Here is a 22,642-nt window from a genome sequence, read left to right on the forward strand (position 1 = left end):
AAAGGAGACGAACATGTCCAACACCAACAACGGCTGCGGCTCCGGCAATTGCGCGTGCAAGAGCGCGGCGTCCGTCCAGCGCCGCGATCCGTTCGATGAAACCGACTACGGCACGCCGCTGCGTCATGCGGATATCGATGTGACGCTGGAGATCGACGGTGAAAGCGTGACCGTACCTGCGGGCACGTCGGTGATGCGCGCGGCGATCGAAGCGGGCGTCAACGTGCCGAAGCTCTGCGCGACGGATTCTTTAGAGCCTTGGGGTTCGTGCCGCCTGTGTCTCGTCGAGATCGAAGGCAAGCGCGGCTATCCGGCATCGTGTACGACGCCGGTCGAAGCGGGCATGAAAGTCCGCACGCAAAGCGACAAGCTGCAATCGCTGCGCAAGAACGTGATGGAGCTGTACATCTCCGATCACCCGCTCGATTGCCTCACCTGCCCCGCCAATGGCGATTGCGAATTGCAGGACATGGCGGGCGTGGTCGGCTTGCGCGAAGTGCGATACGGCTACGAAGGCGCGAATCATCTGAAGGACAAGAAGGACGAATCGAATCCGTACTTCACCTACGATCCGTCGAAGTGCATCGTCTGCAATCGATGTGTGCGGGCGTGCGAAGAAACGCAAGGCACGTTCGCGCTGACCATCGCGGGACGTGGTTTCGAATCGCGTGTGGCGGCAAGCGAAAATGTGCCTTTCATGGAAAGCGAATGCGTGTCGTGCGGCGCGTGCGTCGCTGCGTGCCCGACCGCGACGCTGCAAGAGAAGACCGTCATCATGCTCGGTCAGGCCGAACATTCCGCGATCACGACGTGCGCATATTGCGGCGTCGGCTGCTCGCTGAAGGCGGAGATGAAAGGCAAAACCGTCGTACGCATGACGCCGAATAAAAATGGTCAGGCGAACGAAGGACATGCGTGTGTGAAAGGCCGCTTCGCGTGGGGTTATGCCACGCACAAGGACCGCATCACCAAGCCGATGATCCGCGCCAAGATCACCGATCCGTGGCGCGAAGTCTCGTGGGAAGAAGCGCTCAACTACGCAGCCAGCGAGTTCCGCCGCATTCAGGACAAGTACGGGCGCGATTCGATCGGCGGCATCACGTCGTCGCGTTGTACGAACGAAGAAACGTATCTGGTGCAGAAGCTCGTGCGCGCTGCATTCGGCAACAACAACGTCGATACCTGCGCGCGCGTCTGCCATTCGCCGACCGGTTACGGCCTGAAGACGACGCTCGGTGAATCGGCGGGAACGCAGACGTTTGCATCGGTGGAACAGTCGGACGTGATCGTCGTGATCGGTGCGAATCCGACCGATGGCCATCCGGTGTTCGGCTCGCGTCTGAAGCGCCGCGTGCGCGAAGGCGCGCAACTGATCGTGGTCGATCCGCGCCGTATCGATATCGTCGATAACCCGCACGTGAAGGCGTCGCATCATCTGCAATTGCGTCCGGGCACGAACGTGGCGATGGTCAATTCGCTCGCGCATGTGATCGTCACCGAAGGCCTGATGAAGGACGATTTCATCGCTGAGCGATGCGAGCCGCGCGCGTTCGAACAATGGCGCGATTTCGTATCGAAGGAAGAGAATTCGCCGGAAGCGATGGAAGCCGTCACCGGCGTGCCCGCGCAAAAGGTCCGCGAAGCCGCGCGCATTTACGCGCTCGGCGGCAATGGCGCGATTTACTACGGCCTCGGCGTCACCGAACACGCGCAAGGCTCGACCACGGTGATGGGCATCGCCAATCTGGCGATGGCGACGGGCAATATCGGCCGCGAAGGCGTGGGCGTGAATCCGTTGCGCGGCCAGAACAACGTGCAAGGCTCGTGCGATATGGGCTCGTTCCCGCACGAGTTGCCGGGGTATCGCCATATCAGCGATGCCGCCACGCGCGCGCTGTTCGAAGAAGCATGGAACGTGAAGCTTCAGCCCGAACCGGGCCTGCGCATTCCCAATATGTTCGATGCCGCCGCACATGGCACGTTCATGGGCTTGTATTGCCAAGGCGAAGACATCGTTCAGTCCGATCCGAACACGCAGCACGTCGCCGATGCCTTGTCGTCGATGGAATGTATCGTCGTGCAGGATATCTTCCTGAACGAGACCGCGAAGTACGCGCATGTGCTGCTGCCCGGCTCGACTTTCCTGGAAAAGGACGGCACGTTCACCAACGCCGAACGCCGCATTTCGCGCGTGCGCAAGGTCATGCCGCCGCTCGCCGGTTATTCCGACTGGGAAGTGACGATCAAGCTCGCCGCCGCGCTCGGTTATCAGATGAACTACACGCATCCGTCGCAGATCATGGACGAGATCGCGCGTCTCACGCCGACGTTCCACGGCGTGTCGTACGAACGGCTCGATGAACTCGGCAGCATTCAGTGGCCGTGTAACGAACGCGCGCCGGATGGCACGCCGACCATGCATATCGATGAGTTCGTGCGCGGCAAGGGGCGCTTCGTCATCACCAAGTTCGTGGCGACGCCGGAAAAGGTCACGCGCAAGTATCCGCTGTTGCTGACGACGGGGCGCATTCTGTCGCAGTACAACGTCGGCGCGCAGACGCGTCGCACGGAGAACTCGCAGTGGCACGATGAAGATCGCCTCGAAATCCATCCGGTCGATGCGGAAGATCGCGGCATTCGACAAGACGATTGGGTTGGCATCGAATCGCGCGCGGGACAGACCGTGTTGCGCGCGCAGATTTCGGAGCGCATGCAGCCGGGCGTGGTTTATACGACCTTCCACTTTCCGGAATCGGGCGCGAACGTCATTACCACGGACTCTTCCGACTGGGCGACCAATTGTCCCGAGTACAAGGTGACGGCGGTTCAGGTGATGCCGGTCGAGCAGCCGTCACAGTGGCAGAAGGAATATTCGCGCTTCAATACGCAGCAGCTCGAACTGCTCAATATGCGCGATCTTGCATCGACCAACTCGGGGAAGTAAGGGAAGATGGACGTCGATAATCTGATCGAGATGGCGAACCGCATCGGCGAATTTTTCGATTCGATGCCGGATCACGAAGAAGCCGTCGATGGCGTGGCGGATCATATCCACCGCTTCTGGGAGCCTCGGATGAGGCTCGCCATTCTGGGCGCTTTGGATGATGAGGGCTCAGGCATGGAACCGATCGTGCGCGAGGCGTTGACCAAGCATCGCGCTGATTTGATGCCTAAGGCTACCGCTTGACTTAATCCTCGCGATACTCGCGCTCGGATGCCTGCCGCTCGGCTTCGGCATCCGGCGCGCCGAACCATAGCTCGCAATGCCGCAGCAGCGCGTGCACGTCCGATGGCGCGCGTCCGCGTGCAGCGATATAGCCATCGGGACGCACGAGATAGAACGCGGGGCGCGTGCGGCCGTAGTTGTCCGTGAGCGAGTTTGCGCCTTCGCCGCGCGTATCGGTGATGCGCCAGATGCGCACGGCATCGGTGAAAATTTCGGCGATGGATTGGGCGAGACCGTCCAGGTCGGGATCGCCGCTGACCGCGTGCGCGAGCGTGATGGTCGCGGGCGCCAACGCGATATCGTCCTCGCCGGTCGGACTCACCAGCAGGAACAACGAGAAGCAGCAGGGATCGTGCAGATCGTAGAGACAGCCGACGCCGGGTAGACGCCCAAGCGGCCCGTCGATCACGTGTACGCGCGCATCCGGCGCTCGTTCGCCCGCGCGCGGACCGCCATCGAGCAGACGCTCCAGCGTGAGCGGGCTCTTGCGATAGTTGATCGATAACTCGCTGACGGTGCGGCGCATTGCATCGCGCAATGGACCGATTGCGGCGAGCGCGGGCATCACGTGATCGCGCATCAGCTTCATCGGACCGTGTTCCGCGCCGGCCATTTGCATCAGCATGCTCGACTGACGCAACACGTCGCGTTCGATCGGATGCCGTTCCGTGTGATAAGTATCCAGCAGCCGATCCGGCGCGCCGCCCGCCAGCATCCGCGCGATTTTCCAGCCGAGATTGAGCGCTTCCTGAATGCCCGTGTTCATGCCCTGCGCGCCAGCGGGACTGTGAACGTGCGCGGCATCGCCCGCAAGAAACACGCGATCTTTGCGCAGCCGATCCACCATGCGCGCATTCAGCCGAAAGTACGACGACCACGTCAGATCCGACAGCGTCACGCGATGATGCACGCGCCGCTCCACCAACGCTCTGCATTCCTCGATACTCGGGCCGCTCTTGCCTTGCGCCGCACTTGCCGCCGGCGCAGACAGATCGGCGATCAGACGCGCGCGGTCATTGCCCATTGGGAACAGCGCGGCGAGACCTTCGCCGGACGCGAAGATGTGGAACTCGTCTTCGGGCCAATCGGAGTCGGCTTGCACATCGGCGAGAAGAAAGGTTTGCTCGAAGGTCTTGCCGTCGAACCCGACTTCCAGCCGATGCCGCACGAAGCTGTGCGCGCCATCCGCCGCGATTACATACGATGGCCGCAGCAGTTCTTCGTGTCCCGTGGCATCGCGCAATGTAGCCTGAACGCCTGCGGAACCCTGCGTGAGATCGATCAGTTCGACACCGCGTTCGATACGCACATCGAAGCTGACGAGATGGTCGGTGAGAATGCGCTCGGTCTGCGATTGATCGAGAAAGAGCAGATACGGATAACGCGTCTGCAAGGGATCGAAATCGAGCCGCGCCAGACGCTGCCCGTTCGAATAAAGATTCGCCACGCGCGCGCGGTGCCCAAGCTCCAGAAACGGCTTGACGATGCGATGCTGCTCGAAGAGTTCCAGCGTGCGCGCCTGAATGCCGATGGCGCGTGAGTATCGCGAAGGCTCGCGCGCCTTATCGATCAGCCGGACCGGAATGTGTGCGCGCGACAGACTCATCGCGGCGGCGAGCCCGGTCGGTCCCGCACCGACGATCAGCACGGGCGCGACATCGAGCCGTTCGTTCGGCTGGTTCGGGTTCAGCTTGGGCGCGAACATGCGGTCCTCCTTGAAACGTCACGCCACCTAGTGTACGCCGGTCGATTGTTTCGAAGCTTAGTGGACGTGCCCGCGCTCGTTCAGCACGCACGCGTGGCACGACATGCCGAACTCCACCTGCACGGTCGCGTGATGCATCGCGTAGTTCGCGCGCAGGGTTTCGACCACGTCTTGCACGAAGCCGTCGCCGGGATGGCCTTCGGGCATCACCAGATGCACGGTCAGCGCGTTCTCCGTGGTGGATAGCGCCCACACGTGCAGATCGTGCACATCGCCGACGCCGGGCAGCGCGGCCAGATAAGCGCGAATCCGCTCCATGTCGATGCCCGGCGGCACCGCGCTCATCGCCAGGCGCATGGCGTCGCGGCCGAGTCCCCACGTGCCCCACACGATTACCGATACCACGATCAGGCTCATCAGCGGATCGAGCCAGCTCCAGCCGGTGAACAGGATGATGAGACCGCTTACCGCGACGGCGGCGGAAATGGCGGCATCGGCGGCCATGTGCATGAATGCGCCGCGCACGTTGAGGTCTTCCTTGCTGCCGCGCATGAAAAGCCACGCCGAGAAGCCGTTGACGATCATGCCGACCGTCGCAACGATGAACACGTCGAGTCCCGCGACCGGCGCGGGATTGAGCAGACGTTGAATGGCTTCGAGCACGATCGCGCCGCACGCGAACAGCAGCAGCGCGGCATTGGCCAGCGACGCGAGAATCGACGAGCTGCCCAGCCCGAATGTGTATCGCGCGCTCGGTTGACGCGTGCCGAGCCAGACCGCCGCCCACGCGAGCAGAAGACCGAGTACATCGGAAAGATTGTGGCCTGCATCGGCGAGCAGCGCGGTGGAATGCGCGAGGAAGCCATAGACCGCCTGCATCACGACAATCACCACGTTCAGCCCGACCGCCAGCGCGAACGTGCGCCCCTGCCCTTCACGCGGCGCGTGGTGATGATGATGACCGCCCGAACCGTGATCGTGATCGTGGCCGTGGTCATGCTTTTGATCGTGATCGTGATCGTGCTTGTGGTCGTCGTGTGAATGCGTATGCGTGCTCATCGGCGTGGCTCGTGATTCAGTCGATATCCGTTGCGTCCGGCTGCGGCTCCGCGACGTGCTCCAGCAATTCGCCGAGCATGCCGCTGATATGTCGATCCGCCGCCACGTAAAACACCTGCTTGCCCTGCCGCTCCGCCCGCACGATGCGCGCCGCGCGCAGCAGCCGCAAGTGATGGCTCACCAGCGACGCCGACAGCCCGAGCGCCTCCGCGATCGCCCCGACCGCGCGCTTCTGTTCGACGCACGCCAGCACGATACGCAGCCGCGTGGGATCGCCGAGCAGACGGAACAGATCCGCGAGCGGCACGACGCGGTCATCGGACGTTATAGAGACAGGAGATGACACGGTTATATCGGCAAACATATGAATAGGTGTTCATATGTTAAGTACCATGCGGGCAACAAGTCAACCTCGAATCGCCAATCCGCCGGAGCGAGTGTGGGAAAATGCGGGGGTTTTGCAGAATTTTCCCGTCATGGACACTGTTTTTGCCCGCGGTTTCGCGGCCCATCGTGACGGCCGCTTATCCGAGGCGGAACGCGACTATCAGGCCGCGCTCGCCGCCGAACCCCGTCACGTCGATGCGCTCCACTACCTCGGCGTGCTGCGCCATCAGCAAGGCCAGCACGCGGAGGCGGCCGAACTCGTGCGCCGCGCCGTCGATCTGCGTCCGACCGACGCCGGTTTGCAGCTCAATCTCGGCAACGCGCTCAAAGCGCTCGGCCGTATCGATGACGCCATCGAGCGGTTTCGCAATGCGCTCACGCTCGCGCCCGGCTTTCCGTTGGCGCAGTACAACCTCGGCAATGCGTACTCGCTGATCGGCCGTCACGAAGACGCCGCCGATGCCTTCGAAAAAGCCCTGCGCGCCCAGCCTAACGATGCCGCCGCGTGGAACAACTTCGGCAACGCACTGTCCTCGCTGAAAAAGTACGAGGAAGCCAGCGCCGCATTCCGACGCGCGCTATCGATTCGTCCGGATCACGCGGGCGCGCACAACAACCTCGGCATGGCGCTCAACGCCATCGGCGATACGCTCGGCGCGATCGGCCACTTTCGCGCGGCGATCGAAGTCGAGCCGAAATACGCTGCCGCGCACTTCAATCTCGGCAATCTGCCCGATGCGCACGGGCATCCGAAAGACGCGCTGCCGCCGCTGGAAAAAGCCATCGCGTTGCAGCCGCGTTTTGCGCCGGCGCACTTCGGCGTCGGCCACGCGCTCGCCAAACTCGGCCAACACGATGAAGCCGTGCGCCATTTCGAGCGCGCCGTCGGTCTCGATCCGAAATACGGCGTCGCGTGGCTGTGTCTGGGCAACTCGCATCTGGCGGTATCGAAACATCAGGCGGCTGTGCGCGCGTTCGATCAGGCCTTGCGTCTCGATCCCGATATGCCCGCCGCGCATCTGAATCGTGCGCTCGCGCTCCTTGCGCTCGGCGATTACGCGCGCGGGCTGCCTGCGTATGAATGGCGCTTGCAGACGGCGGGAAGCGAACCCGCGCCATCGCTGCCGCGCTGGAATGGCGAGCCGATGCCCGAAGGCACGCTCGTCGTACGCGCCGAACAAGGCTTCGGCGATACGCTGCAATTCGTGCGCTTCGCCGCTTACGCGAAAAAGCGCGTCGGCACGCTGATCCTCGAAGTGCAACCGTCGATGGTGCCGCTGATCGCGCCCGCCGCGCACGCCGCGCGTATCGAAGTGAAGAGCAAGAGCGACGGCGTACGCATGCAGGCGGAGGCGTTCTGTCCGCTGCTGAGCTTGCCGCACGCGCTCGGCATTTCATCGGCGGATGCGATTCCGGCGCGCACGCCCTATCTCGTCGTGCCGGCGGAATATCGACGGAAATGGCGTGGTTCGATCGGCGGGCAGGAGCGGCGCAAGATCGGCATCACCTGGTCGGGACGTTTGCAGCCGGGCGAAACGCGCTCGGTGCCGGTCGAAGCGCTCGCGCCGCTGTTCGCGCTGGAGGGAATCGACTGGATGGTGTTGCAGCCGATCCTCACCGATCACGAGCGCGATGTCCTGCTCAAACAGCCGCGCGCGAAGTCGATTCATCGCCTGGAAGGACGGCTGGACAATTTCGCCGATACCGCCGCGATCGTGGATCGGCTGGATGCGATTGTGTCCGTGGATACGTCGGTCGCGCATCTGGCCGGCGCGCTCGGCAAGCCGCTTTGGGTGATGCTGCCGTTCGCTGCGGACTGGCGCTGGTGTATCGATACGGACCGCACGCCGTGGTATCCGAAGGCGCGACTCGCGCGTCAGCGTGCGCCGGGCGAATGGGCGGGCGTGATAGATGCGGTGACGTCGGCGTTGCGCGAGGCATAAAAAAACCCTCGCATCGAGCGAGGGTTTTTCTCAAAACGTTGAGGGAAGCTCAAGCCGTCTTGTACTGATTACGCGCCTCCGGCGAGCGATACAGCACCAGCGTCGCGATCAACCCGCAGATCGCGGCAAGTCCCATCCAGATCCCCGGCGCGGCCTTGTTGCCGGTTGCGTGAATCAGATACGTCGAAATCGCCGGCGTGAAACCGCCGATGGTCGTCGCCAGACTATAGGCCATCGAAAAACCGGTCGTGCGCACGTTCGACGGCATGACTTCGGTCAGCGCGACGACCATCGCGCCATTATAGCTGCCGTACAGGAACGAGAGCCACAGTTCCACCATCAGCAAACGCGCGAACGACGGCTCCGCGACCAGCCATTGCACCGCCGGATACGATGTCAGAATGGTGAGCACGGTGAACACCAGCAGCACCGGCCGACGCCCGATTCGGTCCGACACCGCGCCCATCACCGGCAGCCACACGAGATTCGACAAACCGACGCACACCGTCACGACGAGCGCGTCGATCGACGAGAGTTTGAGCACTTCCTTGCCGAAAGTCGGCGTGTAGGCCGTGATCATGTAGAACGACACCGTCGTCATGATCACCATGCCCATGCCGGCCACCACGATGCCCCAGTTCTGCGCGATCGAACGCGCAATCTCGCCCATATTCGGACGATGCTTCTTGGCAAGAAACTCGTCCGTCTCACGCAGCGAACGGCGAATGATGAACAGGAACGGCACGATCAGACAGCCGATCAGGAACGGCACGCGCCAGCCCCACGCGGTCATCTGATCCGCGGGCAACGCCTGATTCATGATGACGCCGATCAGTGCCGCGAACACCACCGCCACTTGCTGGCTGCCGGACTGCCACGAGCAATAAAAGCCCTTGTTGCCCTTGGTCGCAATTTCCGACAAATACACCGATACACCGCCCAGCTCGACGCCCGCCGAGAACCCTTGCAGCAGCCGCCCGCCCAGCACGATGATCGGCGCGAGCGCACCGATGGTCGCGTAACCCGGCACGAGCGCGACACACGCGGTGCCGATCGCCATCAAGGTCAGCGTCAGAATCAGGCCCTTGCGTCGCCCGTGTTGGTCGATATACGCGCCGAGCACGATCGCGCCGACGGGTCGCATCAGGAAGCCCGCGCCGAACACCGACAGCGCGAGCATCAGCGATGCGAATTCGTTGCCGCTCGGAAAGTAGGTTTTGGCGATGGCGGAGGCGTAATAGCCGTAGACCATGAAGTCGTACATTTCGAGGAAGTTTCCGCTGACCACGCGGAAGACTGTCTTGAATTTCGACTCGTTGGCCGGTGCTACATGAGCTGAGGACATGGGACTATCTCGAAATCTAACTGAAGGGGCGCGTGTGGATGCGCAATCGGCGTGCGAAGCCGTCACAGGGCTTTTATAAGGGTTAACGCGTTACGCTTTTGTAAATAGCGGATAGGCTTAATCTTAACGCCTGCGCCACTTTCTCTGCACGTAACTTCGGCCAAAATCGCTCAACCAACATTAAAAACAGCTTACATTCATCTATCTTTGAACCTACATATCGATGCGACGAATTCTGGCGCGCTCAGTGTTGCTCCTGAACAAGGCCGATTGCCTCAACATGGAACCGAGTATGTGTCAATAAGCAATCCTCTAGGAATACCACTTTAGGAAAGGTCTGGTCGCCGGGAACAATTCGCTTTCGTATCATCGCGGGTCACTTCTAGTCGCCTTCGTGGCAGACGCCCTTGCCGACATGTGCGGCGCACTTGTCTGCATACGCTTTTGGAATCTCCATGACCGACCCGCTGATCGTTGTTGAAGGCACTTTGCGCCTGCCGTCGCTGCGCCCGCTCGCCGATCCGTCCTCGAACTATGGTCATGAATGGTCGGCCGCACGTTCACGCGCCACCCATAAGCAATCCGAAATTTCCTTGTTCGGCGCGCACATGCAGACGGAATATGTCGAAGCCATCACGTTGTCGGGTTCGGGTTCGTCGTATCGCGCGGCAAGTATCTGGGCCGTTTTCGCCGATGATTCCGCGCGCTTGTCGATGCTGCGTGTGATTGAGGAGATAAAAAGCGGCGTTGCAGCAGAACCGCCCGCCGCACCGAAGACCGAGCCGATTCAGCTGGCCTTCAACGAACCGGTCGAAAAACAGGCAACGCCGGAAAGCCGCATGCCGGCCTTCCTCAAAACGGCTATCGCGTTAGCCTGCGCCGCACTGATATCGTGGATGATCGTCGGGTATGAATCGCATCGGTCAGGTTCAACCGAAGCGGCGGCGCCTGCCGCGACATACGCTGAAATGGACACGAAGCACGACGAAGCGCCCGCTGTACCGTCGCCCGCATCGTCGCCCGCGCCTGCTTTAGCGGCTGTACACGCACCGGCTGTGATGGCGCGGTCAACGGAAGCGAGCGCGCCGCGCGTCGTGACGGCTGCGTCGCCGATCGTGGTAAGCGATCGGGTCAAGCCGGTCGTGGCAACGCCCGCACCGAAAGCGAAGCGTATCGAGCCGCGCGCGAAGAAGCAGCTGGTCAAGGCATCGAACGCAGGCAAGCCGATCAAGGTCTCGGCGGTTCAGAAGGTTCAGAAGGCTCAGAAGCAGTCGGGCGGCACATCGGTCGTGCATTCGCCGCGCGTGCCGCAGTCGCAATATCAAGCCGACGCCGACGATTATCAGATGCCCGCGAAGCCGCATCGGACGCGCGCGACGGTTTCGCGCCCGCTCTCAAATTCGACCGACGCGGCGCCTTCGGCTCCGAAGCCCAATCCGTCCATCGACACGATGGCGCTTTACAACATGCTCCAGCATTCCGCGACGCTCGACAGCAACGTCAGAACATCGGATGCCTCCGCGAAATGACGCATCGTCAGATCGTTCAACCTTTTCGGCACGACGCCACCATGAAGCACGCACGTTTTCTCCGTTTTGCGACGTTCGCCGTCGCGTTGTCCGTTTTCGGCGCGCTCGCGTCCGTGACCAGCGCGTTCGCCGATACAAAACCCGCTGACACCAAGCCCGCTCAGTACAGCGCCGAAGATTTATCCGATGTCAGACCGGGCAGCGCGCCCGCGACATCGGGCAACGTCACGGAATTGCAGGATCTGGTCAAGGCCGGCAGCCTGACCGAATTGCGTACGACGCGTAACGGCAGTTACGGCGCGCGGCTCTATTTCCTCGCGCGTGAGATGGTGTACTACGTCGCGCTGTCGCAGGAAACGCAGTTGTGGCGCGTGGTGAAAACGCAGGACGAAATGCGCGCCGAATCGGTCTACGCGCAGTTCGCGCGCAAGAGTTTCGATCTCGCCGATGGCGAAATCCGCCGCACGCGCCTGCAGGCGCAGACTGCGTTGCTGGATCGCGTGATCGCGGTGTCGGCGAATCGGGCGAATCGGTTGTCGGCGGATCTGGCGTTGGCGCAGCAGCAGGACGCGCAAGTGTCGGAGCGTCAGCAGAAGTTGCAGGCGGAATCGACCGCGCTGGCCAGCGACAAGGCCGAAGCCGAACGCAAGTTGCGCGCGTTGCAGCAGCAGGTCGATCAGCTTCAGCGTCAGAGCGAAGCGGGATTGCTGCCGGCGCGTTGATCTTCCACGCATCGAACAGAGAGCAAAAAGCAAAAAGCAAAAAGCAAAAGCCCGCTTCTCACGAAGCGGGCTTTTGCGTTTGAAGCGCTCCGAAACTTAGAACCGCGTTTCGCGCGCCACGCGCAGGAACGTATCGAGCAGCGGCGTGCAGTCGAGCATTTCCGCCCCGCCCGCGCGATGAAACTCCGGGTGCCATTGCACGCCGACCACGAACGGCGACCGGCGATACCGCACCGCCTCGATAATCCCGTCCTCCGCCGATACCGCTTCGATATTCAGATCGCGGCCAAGCGTTTTCACGGCCTGATGGTGAATCGAATTGACGATGGCTTCGCGCTGATGCGGGAACATGTTGGCGAGCGTCGAGCCATCCGGAAAACGGATCGAATGGCGATGCTGGTCGTATTGCTCGTTGACGTGGATGCCTGCCGTCGGCACGTCCGTGGCGATATCGCCGTAGAGCGTGCCGCCGAACGCCACGTTGATAAGCTGACAGCCACGGCACACGCCCAGTACCGGCTTGCCCGATTCGACGAATTCGTGCAGCAACTCAAGCTCGTACATATCGCGGACGCGGTCGCCGGGCCATTCGGGACGCGTCGTCGCTTCCTCGTAGGATTGCGGCGAGACATCCGCGCCGCCTTGCAGCAGCAGGCCGTCGAGATGCTTCGCGTAGTCGCGCAGACGAATATTGCTCGGATGCAGCATGCCCTGCGTGCCGACCGTCGGAATCATGAAGACGAGCACATCGCGCGACATGACCCAGTGCGCGATCGATTCTTCCAGGTACTGAAGCGTCTTGCCGCGCAAACCCTTCGCGCCCGGCTCCGGATGAAAAATCCGCGCCGATACCCCGATCCGCAAAGTCCGTTGCGTAATGCGCTGTCCCGCGCGATCGAAAATCTGCCGCGCGCGCGCCGCCATCACGCGGCCGAACACGGACCACGCGGAATCGGAATGTTTCAGATAGGCGGGCTGCGCCTGCGTGCCGGCTTGCTGTTGCGTCGGCGGGATTTGCGGCGGATTGAGCGTGGCGAAATCCGGCGTCGCGCTGATTTCGGGCGGGAAGCCGACTGCCGGCTTGGCTTCGATCACCGGTTCCACGACTGTTTCGGCCGCTTCGGCTTCGGTTGCCGCTTCGAGATTTTGCGCGAGATTGGCGCGCGCATCGGGACGTGCCGGTTTGATCGGCTCGACCGTCGATGCACTCGTTGGCGAATCCGTCGATGCCCGTTCGGTCGCGCTCGCCTGCGCACCAGAAGCAGGCGCGGGAGCGGGCGTGGGCGCTGCCGCAGCCGGTTCCTTTGACGGCGCGCCGTCCTGCGACACGCCTGCCGCCGATGAATCCGCGCCGGTGCGCCGGGGATCGATACCGCCTGTATTACCTGCTTCGTTCGAAGTTTTGTTTTCGCTCATTCCGTTGTCAGGCGCTCGAACGCCGTGTGAAGAATGGACACGCTTCAATTATCCGCCCTTGCCAAAGACGGGGCAAACCAGCACACATTTGCTCACATTAGGCCACATTTGGAAAAATCAGTGGTGATCGCGCGGTTCCTCGAAAGTCTCGCGCAGAGCAATCTGCATGGTCGCGTGAATCTTCACACACCAGCGCCACAACACGGTCAACAGCAGCGCCGCACACAGCAATACGCCGATCATCAGGCCGAAAGGCGGAAGAATGCCGCCCGATAAAGCCGCGACCAGCAAAAACACGCCGAACATCGCGACGATCGGAATAAGGCCAGAAACCGCCGATCGAATCGCACGCGTAAAGCGCCCTGCTTTCGCCGGCTGCACGCTCACTTCGGCCAGCAACAACGCCAGCGATTCGAGCTTGCGATACACCGCCACCAGAAACGGCAACGCCACCAGCAGCGCCGCGCCCCACAGCACGACGCGCTGCGCATCGTCGGTTTCGAGCCAGCGCGACAGATAACTCGATGCAAACGGCGCGGAATACGATGCGCCCAGGAAAATTGCCGCCACCAGCGCCAGATTCACCGCGATCTGCACCACGATGCGACGCGACATCGAAAAGAGCGTGGGGCCGCCGGACGCGGGCGTGAGGCTGGAGAGCCATTGCGAGTACAGACCGAACGTATTGGCGATCGGCGCGGGCATCGCGCGGGCGACGCGCAGTGTGAGCGGATCGGCGGCGCGCATCAGATACGGCGTGAGCAGCGTGGTCAGCGCCGAGACCGCGACCGCGATCGGATAGAGAAAGCCGCTCGTCACCTTCAGCGACAAACCCAGCGACGCGATGATGAACGAGAACTCGCCGATCTGCGCCACGCTCATGCCGACGCGCATCGACGTACGTCCGTCCTTGCCAGCGAGGAACGTGCCGAGTCCGCACGAGACGATCTTGCCGAACACCACCGCCACGGTAATCACCGCGATCGGCCACGCATAATCGACGAGCACGGTCGGATTCAACAGCAAGCCGATGGTCACGAAAAAGATCGCGGAGAACATGTCGCGCACCGGCGCGATCAGATGCTCGACACGCGCCAGACTTTTCGATTCCGCCATGATCGCGCCGATCAGAAACGCGCCGAGCGCGATCGAATAATCGAGCTTCACGACCAGCAGACAGAAGCCGAAGCAGAAGCCGAGCACGGTGACGAGCAGCATTTCATCGCTTTTGGCGCGTGCGACGTAATCGATCGCGCGCGGCACGATCAGAATGCCGACCACCAGCGACACCGTCATAAACAGCAGCAGTTTGCTCAGCGTGACGACCGCAATGCCCGCGCTCACCGACCCCGTCTGCGCGATGCCCGACAGCAGCACCAACATGGCAATCGCCAAAATATCTTCGACGATCAGAATGCCGAACACGAGTTGCGCGAACTTCTCGCCCTTCATATTCAGCTCGGACAGCGCCTTGACGATAATCGTCGTCGATGAAATGGCGAGCATCGCGCCCAGGAACAGCGAGTCCATTGCGTTCCAGCCGAACCATCGGCCGATCTCATAGCCGATCCAGATCATCAGCACGATCTCGGACAGCGCCGCGACGAAGGCCGTCGCGCCGACTTTGAACAGCTTGCGCAGACTGAATTCCAGCCCGAGCGAAAACATCAGAAATACGACGCCGAGTTCGCCAAGCGTTTGAATGGTGGCTTCGTCGTGGATCAGATTGAACGGCGGCGTGTACGGCCCGATGATGACGCCCGCAACGATATAGCCGAGCACCACCGGCTGCCGCATGCGGTGAAACAGCACCGTCACGACGCCCGCGATGGCCATGATTACCGCCAAATCCTGAATAAAACCGATCGCGTGGTGCATCAGTCGAAATCCTTACAGAGAGATAACGGAATGACCGATGTTACCGCAGGGCAGTGAAATCGCGGAGATCGCTGCCTGCTTTTCGCTGGTGCATCAACGAAAAAGCCCGCTTCGATGAGCGGGCTTCCAGTACTACGCAGGGTCGAAAACTCAAACCGCTGCTTCGTTCTCCTCGCCGGTGCGGATACGAATCACGCGCTCGACTTCGGCGACGAAAATCTTGCCGTCACCGATCTTGCCGGTGCGCGCCGCGCCGATGATCGCATCGATCACCTGATCGGTTTGATCGTTGGCGACGACGACTTCGATCTTCACTTTTGGCAGGAAATCGACCACGTACTCTGCACCACGATAAAGCTCGGTATGTCCTTTCTGGCGGCCGAAGCCCTTCACTTCCGTGACCGTCAGGCCGGTGAGCCCCACTTCGGCGAGCGCTTCGCGCACTTCATCGAGCTTGAACGGTTTGATGATGGCGGTGATACGTTTCATGGCATGCCTCGTTTGGATATCGAAAATTCAGGAAGGTGTCGATGTCTTTGATTCTAGCCGCGATTTAAGGTGTCAGCGGTCCAGTTAACCACGTAGTCACTCGCTTTCGGGCACGCGTTCCAGATCTTTAAGCCAAACAGTCGATTGCGAATCGCTCGGTGCGCGCCAGTCGCCGCGCGGTGACAGCGAACCGCCCGAACCAACCTTCGGCGCATTCGGTATGCACGAGCGTTTGAACTGGCTGGTACGGAAGAATCGATCGAGAAAGATGCGCAGATTCTTGCGGATATCGCCGAGATCGTACTGATTGCGCACCACGGTTGGGCCTTCGGGCCACGCGCCTTCATCACGATTCTTCCACGCGTGATATTCGAGAAACGCGACCTTCGCCGGCGCAAAACCGAAGCGCAGCGTGTAGTACAAATTGAAGTCCTGCAATTCGTACGGGCCGATCACGCTTTCCGTTTTTTGCTCGATCGCACCGTCCTTCTTGCCGGGGATGAGTTCGGGACTGATATCTGTGCTGAGAATGTTTTCGAGCACATCAGTTCCCGTATCGCCGATTTGCCCCGACTCCGCGACCCAGCGCACCAGATGCGTGATCAGCGTCTTCGGCACGCTGGCGTTCACGTTGTAGTGCGACATGTGATCGCCGACGCCGTACGTGCACCATCCGAGCGCAAGCTCGCTCAAATCGCCCGTGCCAATCACGATCGCGTTATTGAAGTTTGCTAGTCGGAACAAGTGGCTCGTGCGCTCGCCCGCCTGCACGTTCTCGTACGTGATGTCGTATTGCTCGCCGCCCGTGCTGTGCGGATGGCCGATATCCGCCAGCATCTGAATGCAGCTCGGACGAATATCAATTTCCTGCGCCGTGCAGCCGATCACTTCCATCAACTCGCGCGCCTGTTTCAAGGTGCGGTCGCTGGTGGCGAAACCAGGCATCGTATAAGCGAGGATATTGGCGCGCGGCAGGTTGAGGCGATCCATCGCTTTTGCGCACACGAGCAGTGCATGCGTCGAATCCAGTCCGCCCGATACGCCGATCACCACCTTCGACATGCCCGACGATTGCAGCCGCTGCAACAGCGCCTGCACCTGGATGTTGTAGACCTCGTTGCATCGTTCGTCGCGGCGGGTGGCATCGGACGGAACGTAGGGGAAACGTTCGACGCGGCGTTCCAGCGGCAGCTTTCCTTGCGCCGGAATCGAAAGCGGGAATTCGATCACATCGAACTTCGCGACCTCTTCCGCATGCCGATGCGTCGAACGTCCGAACGTCGTCTGACGCATGCGTTCGCGCGAGAGCCTTTCGAGATCGACATCGGCGAAGATGAGATGCGAGTCGGCAGAGAAGCGTTCGGACTCGGCGAGCAACTCACCGTTCTCGTAAATCAGTCCTTGCCCGTCCCACGCCAGATCGGTCGATGATTCACCATCGCCCGCCGACGTGTACAGATACGCCGCCACGCATCGCGCCGACTGTTGCCCGACCAGTTGATGCCGATACCGCGACTTCCCCACCACGATATTCGATGCCGACAGATTCACCAGCACCGTCGCGCCCGCGAGCGCCGCGAACGACGACGGCGGAATCGGCACCCACACGTCCTCGCAAATTTCGACGTGGAAGCGGAACAGCGGCAAATCTTCGATCTGAAACAGCAGCGATGCGCCGAACGGCACGTCCTGACCGCATAACGACAACGTGGTCGTGGTGGCGGCATCGGCGGGGCTGAACTGACGCGCCTCGTAAAACTCGCCGTAGTTCGGCAGATAGCTTTTCGGCACCACGCCGCGGATGAAACCATCGGCAATCACGATCGCGCAGTTGAAGAGCTTGTGCTCGACGCGAACCGGCGCGCCGACGATCATCGCGATCTTCAGCCCTTTCGATGCTTCGAGAATCTCGCTCAACGCGTCTTCGCAGGCATCGAGCAAGGCGCGCTGATGAAACAAGTCGTCGCATGTATAAGCGCTGATGCCAAGCTCGGGAAACGCCACGAGCACCGCGCCGCGCGCCGCCGCCTGCTTGGCGAGATCGATGGTCTGCGACGCGTTGTATGCGGGATCAGCGACCTTGCACGTCGGCACGCCAACGGCGACACGCGCGAAATCATGGCTATACAGATTAAAAAAGTCTCTCTTCATTTCATCATTCCGCGCGTGGGCTTAAAAGTGCCGAATCAAGTGCCGAATCGATTATCGCATGCAGATTCAGGGCTTTTTTCTGAATGGCGTATGCGCTTCGAGCTCTTGAATATGCTGATCCATCGCTTCGGTTTCAGCATCCAGAAACTCGCTGATGGCATGCGCAAAACGCTGATCCGCGATCCAGTGCGCGGACCATGTCGGCGTCGGCAACATGCCGCGCGACATCTTGTGCACGCCCTGCGCGCCGCCTTCGAATCGCGCCAATTTATGCTCGATGCAATACGCGATGCCCTGCATATAGCAAGTCTCGAAGTGCAGCCCGGAGATGAACTCGCGCGTGCCCCAATATCGGCCATACATCACGTCACCGCCGATCATATTGAGCGCGCACGCGAGCCGCTGGCCGTCCGCTTCGGCAATAACGAGCAGCATGCTGTCGGGCGATTCCGCGTGAATCTTGCCGAAGAACTCGCGCGTCAGATACGGCGGATTCCAGTGCTCGCGATAGGTGTTGTCGTAGCAGTCGTAGAAGAAATCGAGCGCGCTCTGGTCGATTTCATGACCGCGCAGCCATGTGTAGGTGACGCCTGCATCGGTCACGCGGCGGCGATCCTGCTTGATCTTTTTGCGCTTGTCGTGACTCATGGTGGCGAGGAAGGCATCGAAATGTTCGTAGCCTTCGGGCGTGTTTTCCCAATGGAATTGCACGCCCTCACGCAGCATGTAACCGGCGTCCGTCAGCGCTTCGATATCTTGTTCCTGCGGAAAGAGCACGTGCAGCGACGAGATATCCATCTGCTTCGAGAACTCGATTGCACCACGCGCGAGCAACACGCGATCGTGATGATCCGCCGCGATCAGGCGCGGACCTGTTACCGGAGAAAACGGCACGGCGGACAAGGCCTTCGGGTAATAGCGCAGACCGTGGCGCTCGAAGGCGTCGGCCCAGGCGTGATCGAACACGTATTCGCCGCGTGAGTGAGACTTGAGATACAGCGGCATCGCACCGGCAAATTCGCCGTCGCGCTTCAAAATCAGATGATGCGCGCGCCAGCCCGTTCGCTTGACCGCGCAGCCCGTCGCCTGCAATGCGGACAGAAACGCGTGCCGCACAAACGGATTGTCCCCGGCGATGCGGTTCCACTCGTGCGCAGGGATATCGTCGAGCGTATCGACCACATGAATTTCGACCTCGCGATTCAACAGGCTGTCCTCGCTTGATTGAACGATTAGCGCGTCACGCGCGCCCGGAAGCGGCTATTTTCGCTTAAGTCGCCGACAGACGCCGAAGCGGACTGCGTGCCCCGACGCGGTGCTTTCAGCGATAATGCGCGGCAAATCTTCCTCAACTCGCCGATGCCCTGGTTCCTCTATCTGATCGAATGCGACGACGGCAGCCTTTATACGGGCATCGCCACGGACGTCGAAGCACGCTTCGTCGCGCATGCGAGCGGCAAGGGCGCGCGTTATACGCGCTCGCGCAAGCCGTTGCGCGTGCTGGCATCGTTCGAACTGGCGGGACGGTCGGAAGCGCTGCGGGCGGAGTATCGCGTGAAGCAATTGACGGCGCGGCAGAAGCGCGCGTTGATTGCGGGGGAAAGGACGTTGGAGTCTTTGTTTGCGTCGGAAGAAGAATAAAGACGCGGCGTAACGCTTGCGGCATCGGCAATCCCCGCGTCGATGCTTTCAACGCGTATTCCCCGCGATTACGCGAAAACAAAAAGGGCAAGCCAACCGGCTTGCCCTTTGTACGGACATCGGAAAAACGAAGCTTACTTCTTATAGTTCGCCACGCCTTCCGAAATTTCCTTGTGCGCTGCGTCGATGCCGTCCCAGCCTTCGACCTTCACCCACTTGCCCTTCTCGAGCGCCTTGTAGTTCTCGAAGAAGTGGCGGATCTGATCCTTCAGGAACTCAGGCACGTCGTCCACCGACTTGAGGTTGGCCGTCATCGGGCAAACCTTGTCGTGGGGAACTGCGATCAGCTTGGCATCGACGCCCGATTCGTCGGTCATCTTCAGCATGCCCAGCGCGCGCGAGCGCACCACGGAACCTGCCAGCAGCGGATACGGCGTGATAACCAGGACATCGACCGGATCGCCGTCGCCGGAAAGCGTTTGCGGAATGAAACCGTAGTTGGCCGGATAGCGCATGCCGGTGCCGATAAAGCGATCGACCACGAGCAGGCCCATGTCCTTGTCCGCTTCGTATTTGACCGGATCAGCCTGCGCCGGGATTTCGATAATCACGTTGAAATCCTGCGGGAGATCCTTGCCGGGAGGTACGTTATTGAAGCTCATGAGCGCTCTCTTGGAGAAGTTGAGTTTTGAAATCCGATGCGCCCGGCGCGTGACATAACGCACAACGCGGGCGGCTGGCAGGTGCGCGGATGCACCGTGATGAATCACTCAGGCATTATAGCCAAACGACTTTGCAGCCCGGCGCGCCGCGGATATTGGCGCGATAATCGAACGGCGCAGCACTTTCCATTCAGCACCAAAAATGCCTGACAAGGAGACATGCATGGAAGACGCGAAGCATTTCATCAATAACCGATGGGTCGCGCCATCGGTCAACGAAACCATTCCCGTTGTCGATCCCTCCGATGGCCAGATGTTCGCGCAGATCGCGCGCGGCACGGCGGCGGATATCGATCGCGCCGTGGCCGCGGCCCGCACCGCGTTCGATGGCGCGTGGGGCGCAACCAGCGCCGCCGAGCGCGGCCGCATCCTCGCGCGTTTGTCGATGCTGATCGCATCGTGCCACGAGGAAATCGCGCAACTCGAAGCACGCGATACCGGCAAGCCGATGAAGCAGGCACGCGCCGATGCAACCGGCATCGCGCGCTATTTCGAGTTCTACGCAGGCGCCGCCGACAAGCTGCACGGCGAAACGCTGCCGTATCAGACCGGCTTTACCGTGCTGACGATCCGCGAGGCGCACGGCGTGACCGGCCATATCGTGCCGTGGAACTATCCGCTGCAGATTTTCGGGCGAAGCGTCGGCGCGGCGCTGGCGACGGGCAACGCGTGCGTCGTCAAGCCGGCGGAGGACGCGTGTCTGTCGCTGTTGCGCATCGCGGAGCTGGCGGCGGAAGCGGGCTTGCCGGAAGGCGCGCTGAATATCGTCACGGGTTACGGACATGAGGCGGGCGCGGCGCTCGCGCGGCATCCGGGCATCGATCATATTTCGTTCACGGGTTCGCCCGCGACGGGCGCGGCCGTCACCAAAATGGCCGCCGATAACCACGTCCCCGTCACGCTCGAACTCGGCGGCAAGTCCCCGCAAATCGTTTTCGCCGATGCCGATTTCGACGCCGCCCTGCCCGTGCTGGTCGCCGCGATCATCCAGAACGCGGGACAGACGTGCTCGGCGGGCAGCCGCGTGTTGATCGAACGATCCGCTTATGAACCGCTGCTGGACCGTTTGTCGGAGGCATTCACGGCGCTGAAAGTCGGCCCGAGCAAGCTCGATCTCGACTGCGGCCCGCTCATCAGCGCAAAGCAGCAGCAACGCGTGTGGGACTTTTTATCCGATGCCCAGCACGACGGCATCACCATGGCCGCGCACGGCGAAGTGGTTTCCGACGCGCCCGAATCCGGCTTCTATCAAGCCCCGACTCTATTACGCGATGTCCCGCCGACACACCGCCTCGCGCGCGAAGAGGTCTTCGGCCCGGTCCTCGCCGCGATGCCCTTCGACGATGAAGCCGACGCGCTGAAACTCGCCAACGGCACCGACTACGGCCTGGTCGCCGGCATCTGGACCCGCGACGGCGCGCGTCAGATGCGCCTCGCGCGACGCGTGCGCTCGGGACAAGTGTTCATCAACAACTACGGCGCGGGCGGCGGTATCGAATTGCCGTTCGGCGGCGTCAAGCATTCGGGACACGGACGCGAAAAAGGCTTCGAAGCGCTGTACGGTTTCACCACGCTTAAAACCATCGCTATCAAACACGGATAAGCACGGCTAAACAAGGAGACGACAAGATGCGACTGCAAGGCAAAACGGTGATCGTGACGGGCGGCGGCTCGGGTTTCGGCGAAGGCATTGCGAAGACGTTCGCGCGGGAAGGCGCGAATGTCGTCGTCAACGATCTGAATGGCGCGGCGGCCGAGCGCGTGGCGAGCGAGATCGCGCTGGCTTCATCGCCCGAAGTGAAGCACGGGCGCGCGATCGCCGTTCAGGGCGATGTGACCAAACGCGACGACTGGCAAAAGCTGCACGATGCGGCGATCGAAGATTTCGGCAGCGTGCAGGTGGTTGTGAATAACGCGGGCACCACGCATCGGAATAAACCGGTGATGGAAGTGACCGAAGCCGAGTTCGATCGCGTGTATGCGGTGAACGTGAAGAGCATCTACTGGAGCGTCGAGCAGTTCGTGCCGTATTTTCGGCAGCAAGGCGGCGGCGCGTTTATCAACGTGGCATCGACGGCGGGCGTGCGGCCGCGTCCAGGTCTCGTCTGGTACAACGGCTCGAAGGCGGCGGTGATTATCGCGAGCAAGGCGCTGGCGGTCGAGCTGGGACCGGACCGTATCCGCGTGAACTGCATCAATCCGGTGATGGGCGAAACCGCGCTGCTGTCCGAGTTCATGGGCATGGAAGACACGCCCGAGAACCGCCGCAAATTCCTCGCGACCATTCCGCTCGGCAGGCTTTCCACGCCGCAGGATATTGCGAATGCGGCGCTTTATCTTGCATCGGACGATGCAGAGTTCATTACCGGCGTGGCGCTGGAAGTGGATGGCGGGCGCTGCGTGTAAAAGGCCGATTCATCGGTGTTTTC

General features: G+C 61.4%; 18 protein-coding genes. 8 read left to right on the top strand and 10 right to left on the bottom strand.

The genetic code is table 11. The features are described from left to right. The first annotated feature begins 13 nt into the window (after positions 1 to 13). Together fdhF and P7F28_RS22070 are read left to right on the top strand one after the other, a co-directional pair. Positions 14 to 2,944, top strand: a complete 2,931-nt coding sequence (gene fdhF, locus P7F28_RS22065; protein ID WP_277186841.1) for a formate dehydrogenase subunit alpha — start codon at positions 14 to 16, stop codon at positions 2,942 to 2,944. Positions 2,945 to 2,950: 6 nt separating this feature from the next. Next, positions 2,951 to 3,187: a formate dehydrogenase subunit delta gene (locus tag P7F28_RS22070; protein WP_277186843.1), complete on the top strand. Its 237-nt coding sequence runs from the start codon at positions 2,951 to 2,953 to the stop codon at positions 3,185 to 3,187. A gap of 1 nt (position 3,188) precedes the next feature. On the opposite strand, the gene P7F28_RS22075 is transcribed toward P7F28_RS22070, so the two are convergent. From P7F28_RS22075 to P7F28_RS22085, 3 genes are read right to left on the bottom strand one after another with little or no spacing between them, the layout of a single operon-like run. Continuing rightward, positions 3,189 to 4,931 carry an FAD-dependent monooxygenase gene (locus tag P7F28_RS22075; RefSeq protein WP_277186845.1) on the bottom strand — a complete coding sequence of 581 codons (1,743 nt, stop codon included), beginning with the start codon at positions 4,929 to 4,931 and terminating at the stop codon, positions 3,189 to 3,191. A 57-nt stretch (positions 4,932 to 4,988) separates the two neighbouring features. After that, positions 4,989 to 5,990: a cation diffusion facilitator family transporter gene (locus P7F28_RS22080; RefSeq protein ID WP_277186847.1), complete on the bottom strand. Its 1,002-nt coding sequence runs from the start codon at positions 5,988 to 5,990 to the stop codon at positions 4,989 to 4,991. 16 nt (positions 5,991 to 6,006) lie between these two features. Continuing rightward, positions 6,007 to 6,354, bottom strand: a complete 348-nt coding sequence (locus P7F28_RS22085; RefSeq protein ID WP_370467376.1) for an ArsR/SmtB family transcription factor — start codon at positions 6,352 to 6,354, stop codon at positions 6,007 to 6,009. A gap of 112 nt (positions 6,355 to 6,466) precedes the next feature. Here P7F28_RS22085 and P7F28_RS22090 point away from each other — a divergent pair, with 112 nt between their 5' ends. Continuing rightward, positions 6,467 to 8,320 (top strand): tetratricopeptide repeat protein, encoded by a 1,854-nt coding sequence (locus P7F28_RS22090; protein ID WP_277186850.1) that lies wholly within the window; start codon positions 6,467 to 6,469, stop codon positions 8,318 to 8,320. A 49-nt stretch (positions 8,321 to 8,369) separates the two neighbouring features. Here P7F28_RS22090 and P7F28_RS22095 read toward each other — a convergent pair whose 3' ends face one another. Then, on the bottom strand, positions 8,370 to 9,665 hold the full coding sequence (locus P7F28_RS22095) for an MFS transporter (protein WP_277186852.1): 1,296 nt from the start codon (positions 9,663 to 9,665) through the stop codon (positions 8,370 to 8,372). A gap of 455 nt (positions 9,666 to 10,120) precedes the next feature. Between P7F28_RS22095 and P7F28_RS22100 the strand changes: the two genes are divergently transcribed. Together P7F28_RS22100 and P7F28_RS22105 are read left to right on the top strand one after the other, a co-directional pair. Then, positions 10,121 to 11,194: a hypothetical protein gene (locus P7F28_RS22100; protein WP_277186854.1), complete on the top strand. Its 1,074-nt coding sequence runs from the start codon at positions 10,121 to 10,123 to the stop codon at positions 11,192 to 11,194. A gap of 41 nt (positions 11,195 to 11,235) precedes the next feature. Next, the gene (locus P7F28_RS22105; RefSeq protein WP_277186857.1) at positions 11,236 to 11,916 is read left to right on the top strand and encodes a DUF2968 domain-containing protein; all 681 of its coding nucleotides are present in this window, start codon (positions 11,236 to 11,238) and stop codon (positions 11,914 to 11,916) included. Positions 11,917 to 12,012: 96 nt separating this feature from the next. Here P7F28_RS22105 and P7F28_RS22110 read toward each other — a convergent pair whose 3' ends face one another. The 5 genes from P7F28_RS22110 to P7F28_RS22130 all read right to left on the bottom strand — a co-directional run bounded on the left by P7F28_RS22110 (position 12,013) and on the right by P7F28_RS22130 (position 19,056). Continuing rightward, positions 12,013 to 13,332, bottom strand: a complete 1,320-nt coding sequence (locus P7F28_RS22110) for a gamma-glutamyl-gamma-aminobutyrate hydrolase family protein (RefSeq protein ID WP_277186859.1) — start codon at positions 13,330 to 13,332, stop codon at positions 12,013 to 12,015. 117 nt (positions 13,333 to 13,449) lie between these two features. Beyond that, a complete protein-coding gene (locus tag P7F28_RS22115) occupies positions 13,450 to 15,210 on the bottom strand; it encodes a cation:proton antiporter (protein WP_277186861.1) in 1,761 nt (586 codons plus the stop codon). A gap of 150 nt (positions 15,211 to 15,360) precedes the next feature. Continuing rightward, positions 15,361 to 15,699 (bottom strand): P-II family nitrogen regulator, encoded by a 339-nt coding sequence (gene glnK / locus P7F28_RS22120; protein ID WP_086969848.1) that lies wholly within the window; start codon positions 15,697 to 15,699, stop codon positions 15,361 to 15,363. A 96-nt stretch (positions 15,700 to 15,795) separates the two neighbouring features. Then, the gene (locus tag P7F28_RS22125; RefSeq protein WP_277186865.1) at positions 15,796 to 17,850 is read right to left on the bottom strand and encodes an NAD(+) synthase; all 2,055 of its coding nucleotides are present in this window, start codon (positions 17,848 to 17,850) and stop codon (positions 15,796 to 15,798) included. A gap of 66 nt (positions 17,851 to 17,916) precedes the next feature. Beyond that, on the bottom strand, positions 17,917 to 19,056 hold the full coding sequence (locus P7F28_RS22130) for a GNAT family N-acetyltransferase (RefSeq protein WP_277186867.1): 1,140 nt from the start codon (positions 19,054 to 19,056) through the stop codon (positions 17,917 to 17,919). Positions 19,057 to 19,209: 153 nt separating this feature from the next. Here P7F28_RS22130 and P7F28_RS22135 point away from each other — a divergent pair, with 153 nt between their 5' ends. Then, positions 19,210 to 19,491: a GIY-YIG nuclease family protein gene (locus P7F28_RS22135; RefSeq protein ID WP_277186869.1), complete on the top strand. Its 282-nt coding sequence runs from the start codon at positions 19,210 to 19,212 to the stop codon at positions 19,489 to 19,491. Positions 19,492 to 19,625: 134 nt separating this feature from the next. Here the strand turns inward: P7F28_RS22135 and ppa are convergent, their stop codons facing one another. After that, positions 19,626 to 20,153, bottom strand: coding sequence for an inorganic diphosphatase (ppa, locus tag P7F28_RS22140; RefSeq protein ID WP_277186871.1), 528 nt, complete (start codon positions 20,151 to 20,153; stop codon positions 19,626 to 19,628). 223 nt (positions 20,154 to 20,376) lie between these two features. Between ppa and P7F28_RS22145 the strand changes: the two genes are divergently transcribed. Next, positions 20,377 to 21,816, top strand: coding sequence for an aldehyde dehydrogenase family protein (locus tag P7F28_RS22145; protein WP_277186872.1), 1,440 nt, complete (start codon positions 20,377 to 20,379; stop codon positions 21,814 to 21,816). A gap of 26 nt (positions 21,817 to 21,842) precedes the next feature. Next, entirely contained in the window at positions 21,843 to 22,619 is a 777-nt protein-coding gene (locus P7F28_RS22150) for an SDR family oxidoreductase (RefSeq protein WP_277186874.1), read from the top strand. The last annotated feature ends 23 nt before the right edge of the window (positions 22,620 to 22,642 follow it).

The sequence above is a fragment of the Caballeronia sp. BR00000012568055 genome (assembly GCF_029439455.1).
In the GTDB taxonomy this organism is placed as follows: domain Bacteria; phylum Pseudomonadota; class Gammaproteobacteria; order Burkholderiales; family Burkholderiaceae; genus Caballeronia.

Bases quoted from the DNA above. Each gene is read 5' to 3' on its own strand.
- P7F28_RS22090 (WP_277186850.1), top strand. From the start codon at position 6,467: ATGGACACTGTTTTTGCCCGCGGTTTCGCGGCCCATCGTGACGGCCGC.
- ppa (WP_277186871.1), bottom strand. From the start codon at position 20,153: ATGAGCTTCAATAACGTACCTCCCGGCAAGGATCTCCCGCAGGATTTC.
- P7F28_RS22110 (WP_277186859.1), bottom strand. From the start codon at position 13,332: ATGAGCGAAAACAAAACTTCGAACGAAGCAGGTAATACAGGCGGTATC.
- fdhF (WP_277186841.1), top strand. From the start codon at position 14: ATGTCCAACACCAACAACGGCTGCGGCTCCGGCAATTGCGCGTGCAAG.
- P7F28_RS22085 (WP_370467376.1), bottom strand. From the start codon at position 6,354: ATGTTTGCCGATATAACCGTGTCATCTCCTGTCTCTATAACGTCCGAT.
- P7F28_RS22125 (WP_277186865.1), bottom strand. From the start codon at position 17,850: ATGAAGAGAGACTTTTTTAATCTGTATAGCCATGATTTCGCGCGTGTC.
- P7F28_RS22075 (WP_277186845.1), bottom strand. From the start codon at position 4,931: ATGTTCGCGCCCAAGCTGAACCCGAACCAGCCGAACGAACGGCTCGAT.
- P7F28_RS22150 (WP_277186874.1), top strand. From the start codon at position 21,843: ATGCGACTGCAAGGCAAAACGGTGATCGTGACGGGCGGCGGCTCGGGT.
- P7F28_RS22070 (WP_277186843.1), top strand. From the start codon at position 2,951: ATGGACGTCGATAATCTGATCGAGATGGCGAACCGCATCGGCGAATTT.
- glnK (WP_086969848.1), bottom strand. From the start codon at position 15,699: ATGAAACGTATCACCGCCATCATCAAACCGTTCAAGCTCGATGAAGTG.
- P7F28_RS22115 (WP_277186861.1), bottom strand. From the start codon at position 15,210: ATGCACCACGCGATCGGTTTTATTCAGGATTTGGCGGTAATCATGGCC.
- P7F28_RS22095 (WP_277186852.1), bottom strand. From the start codon at position 9,665: ATGTCCTCAGCTCATGTAGCACCGGCCAACGAGTCGAAATTCAAGACA.
- P7F28_RS22105 (WP_277186857.1), top strand. From the start codon at position 11,236: ATGAAGCACGCACGTTTTCTCCGTTTTGCGACGTTCGCCGTCGCGTTG.
- P7F28_RS22080 (WP_277186847.1), bottom strand. From the start codon at position 5,990: ATGAGCACGCATACGCATTCACACGACGACCACAAGCACGATCACGAT.
- P7F28_RS22100 (WP_277186854.1), top strand. From the start codon at position 10,121: ATGACCGACCCGCTGATCGTTGTTGAAGGCACTTTGCGCCTGCCGTCG.
- P7F28_RS22135 (WP_277186869.1), top strand. From the start codon at position 19,210: ATGCCCTGGTTCCTCTATCTGATCGAATGCGACGACGGCAGCCTTTAT.
- P7F28_RS22145 (WP_277186872.1), top strand. From the start codon at position 20,377: ATGGAAGACGCGAAGCATTTCATCAATAACCGATGGGTCGCGCCATCG.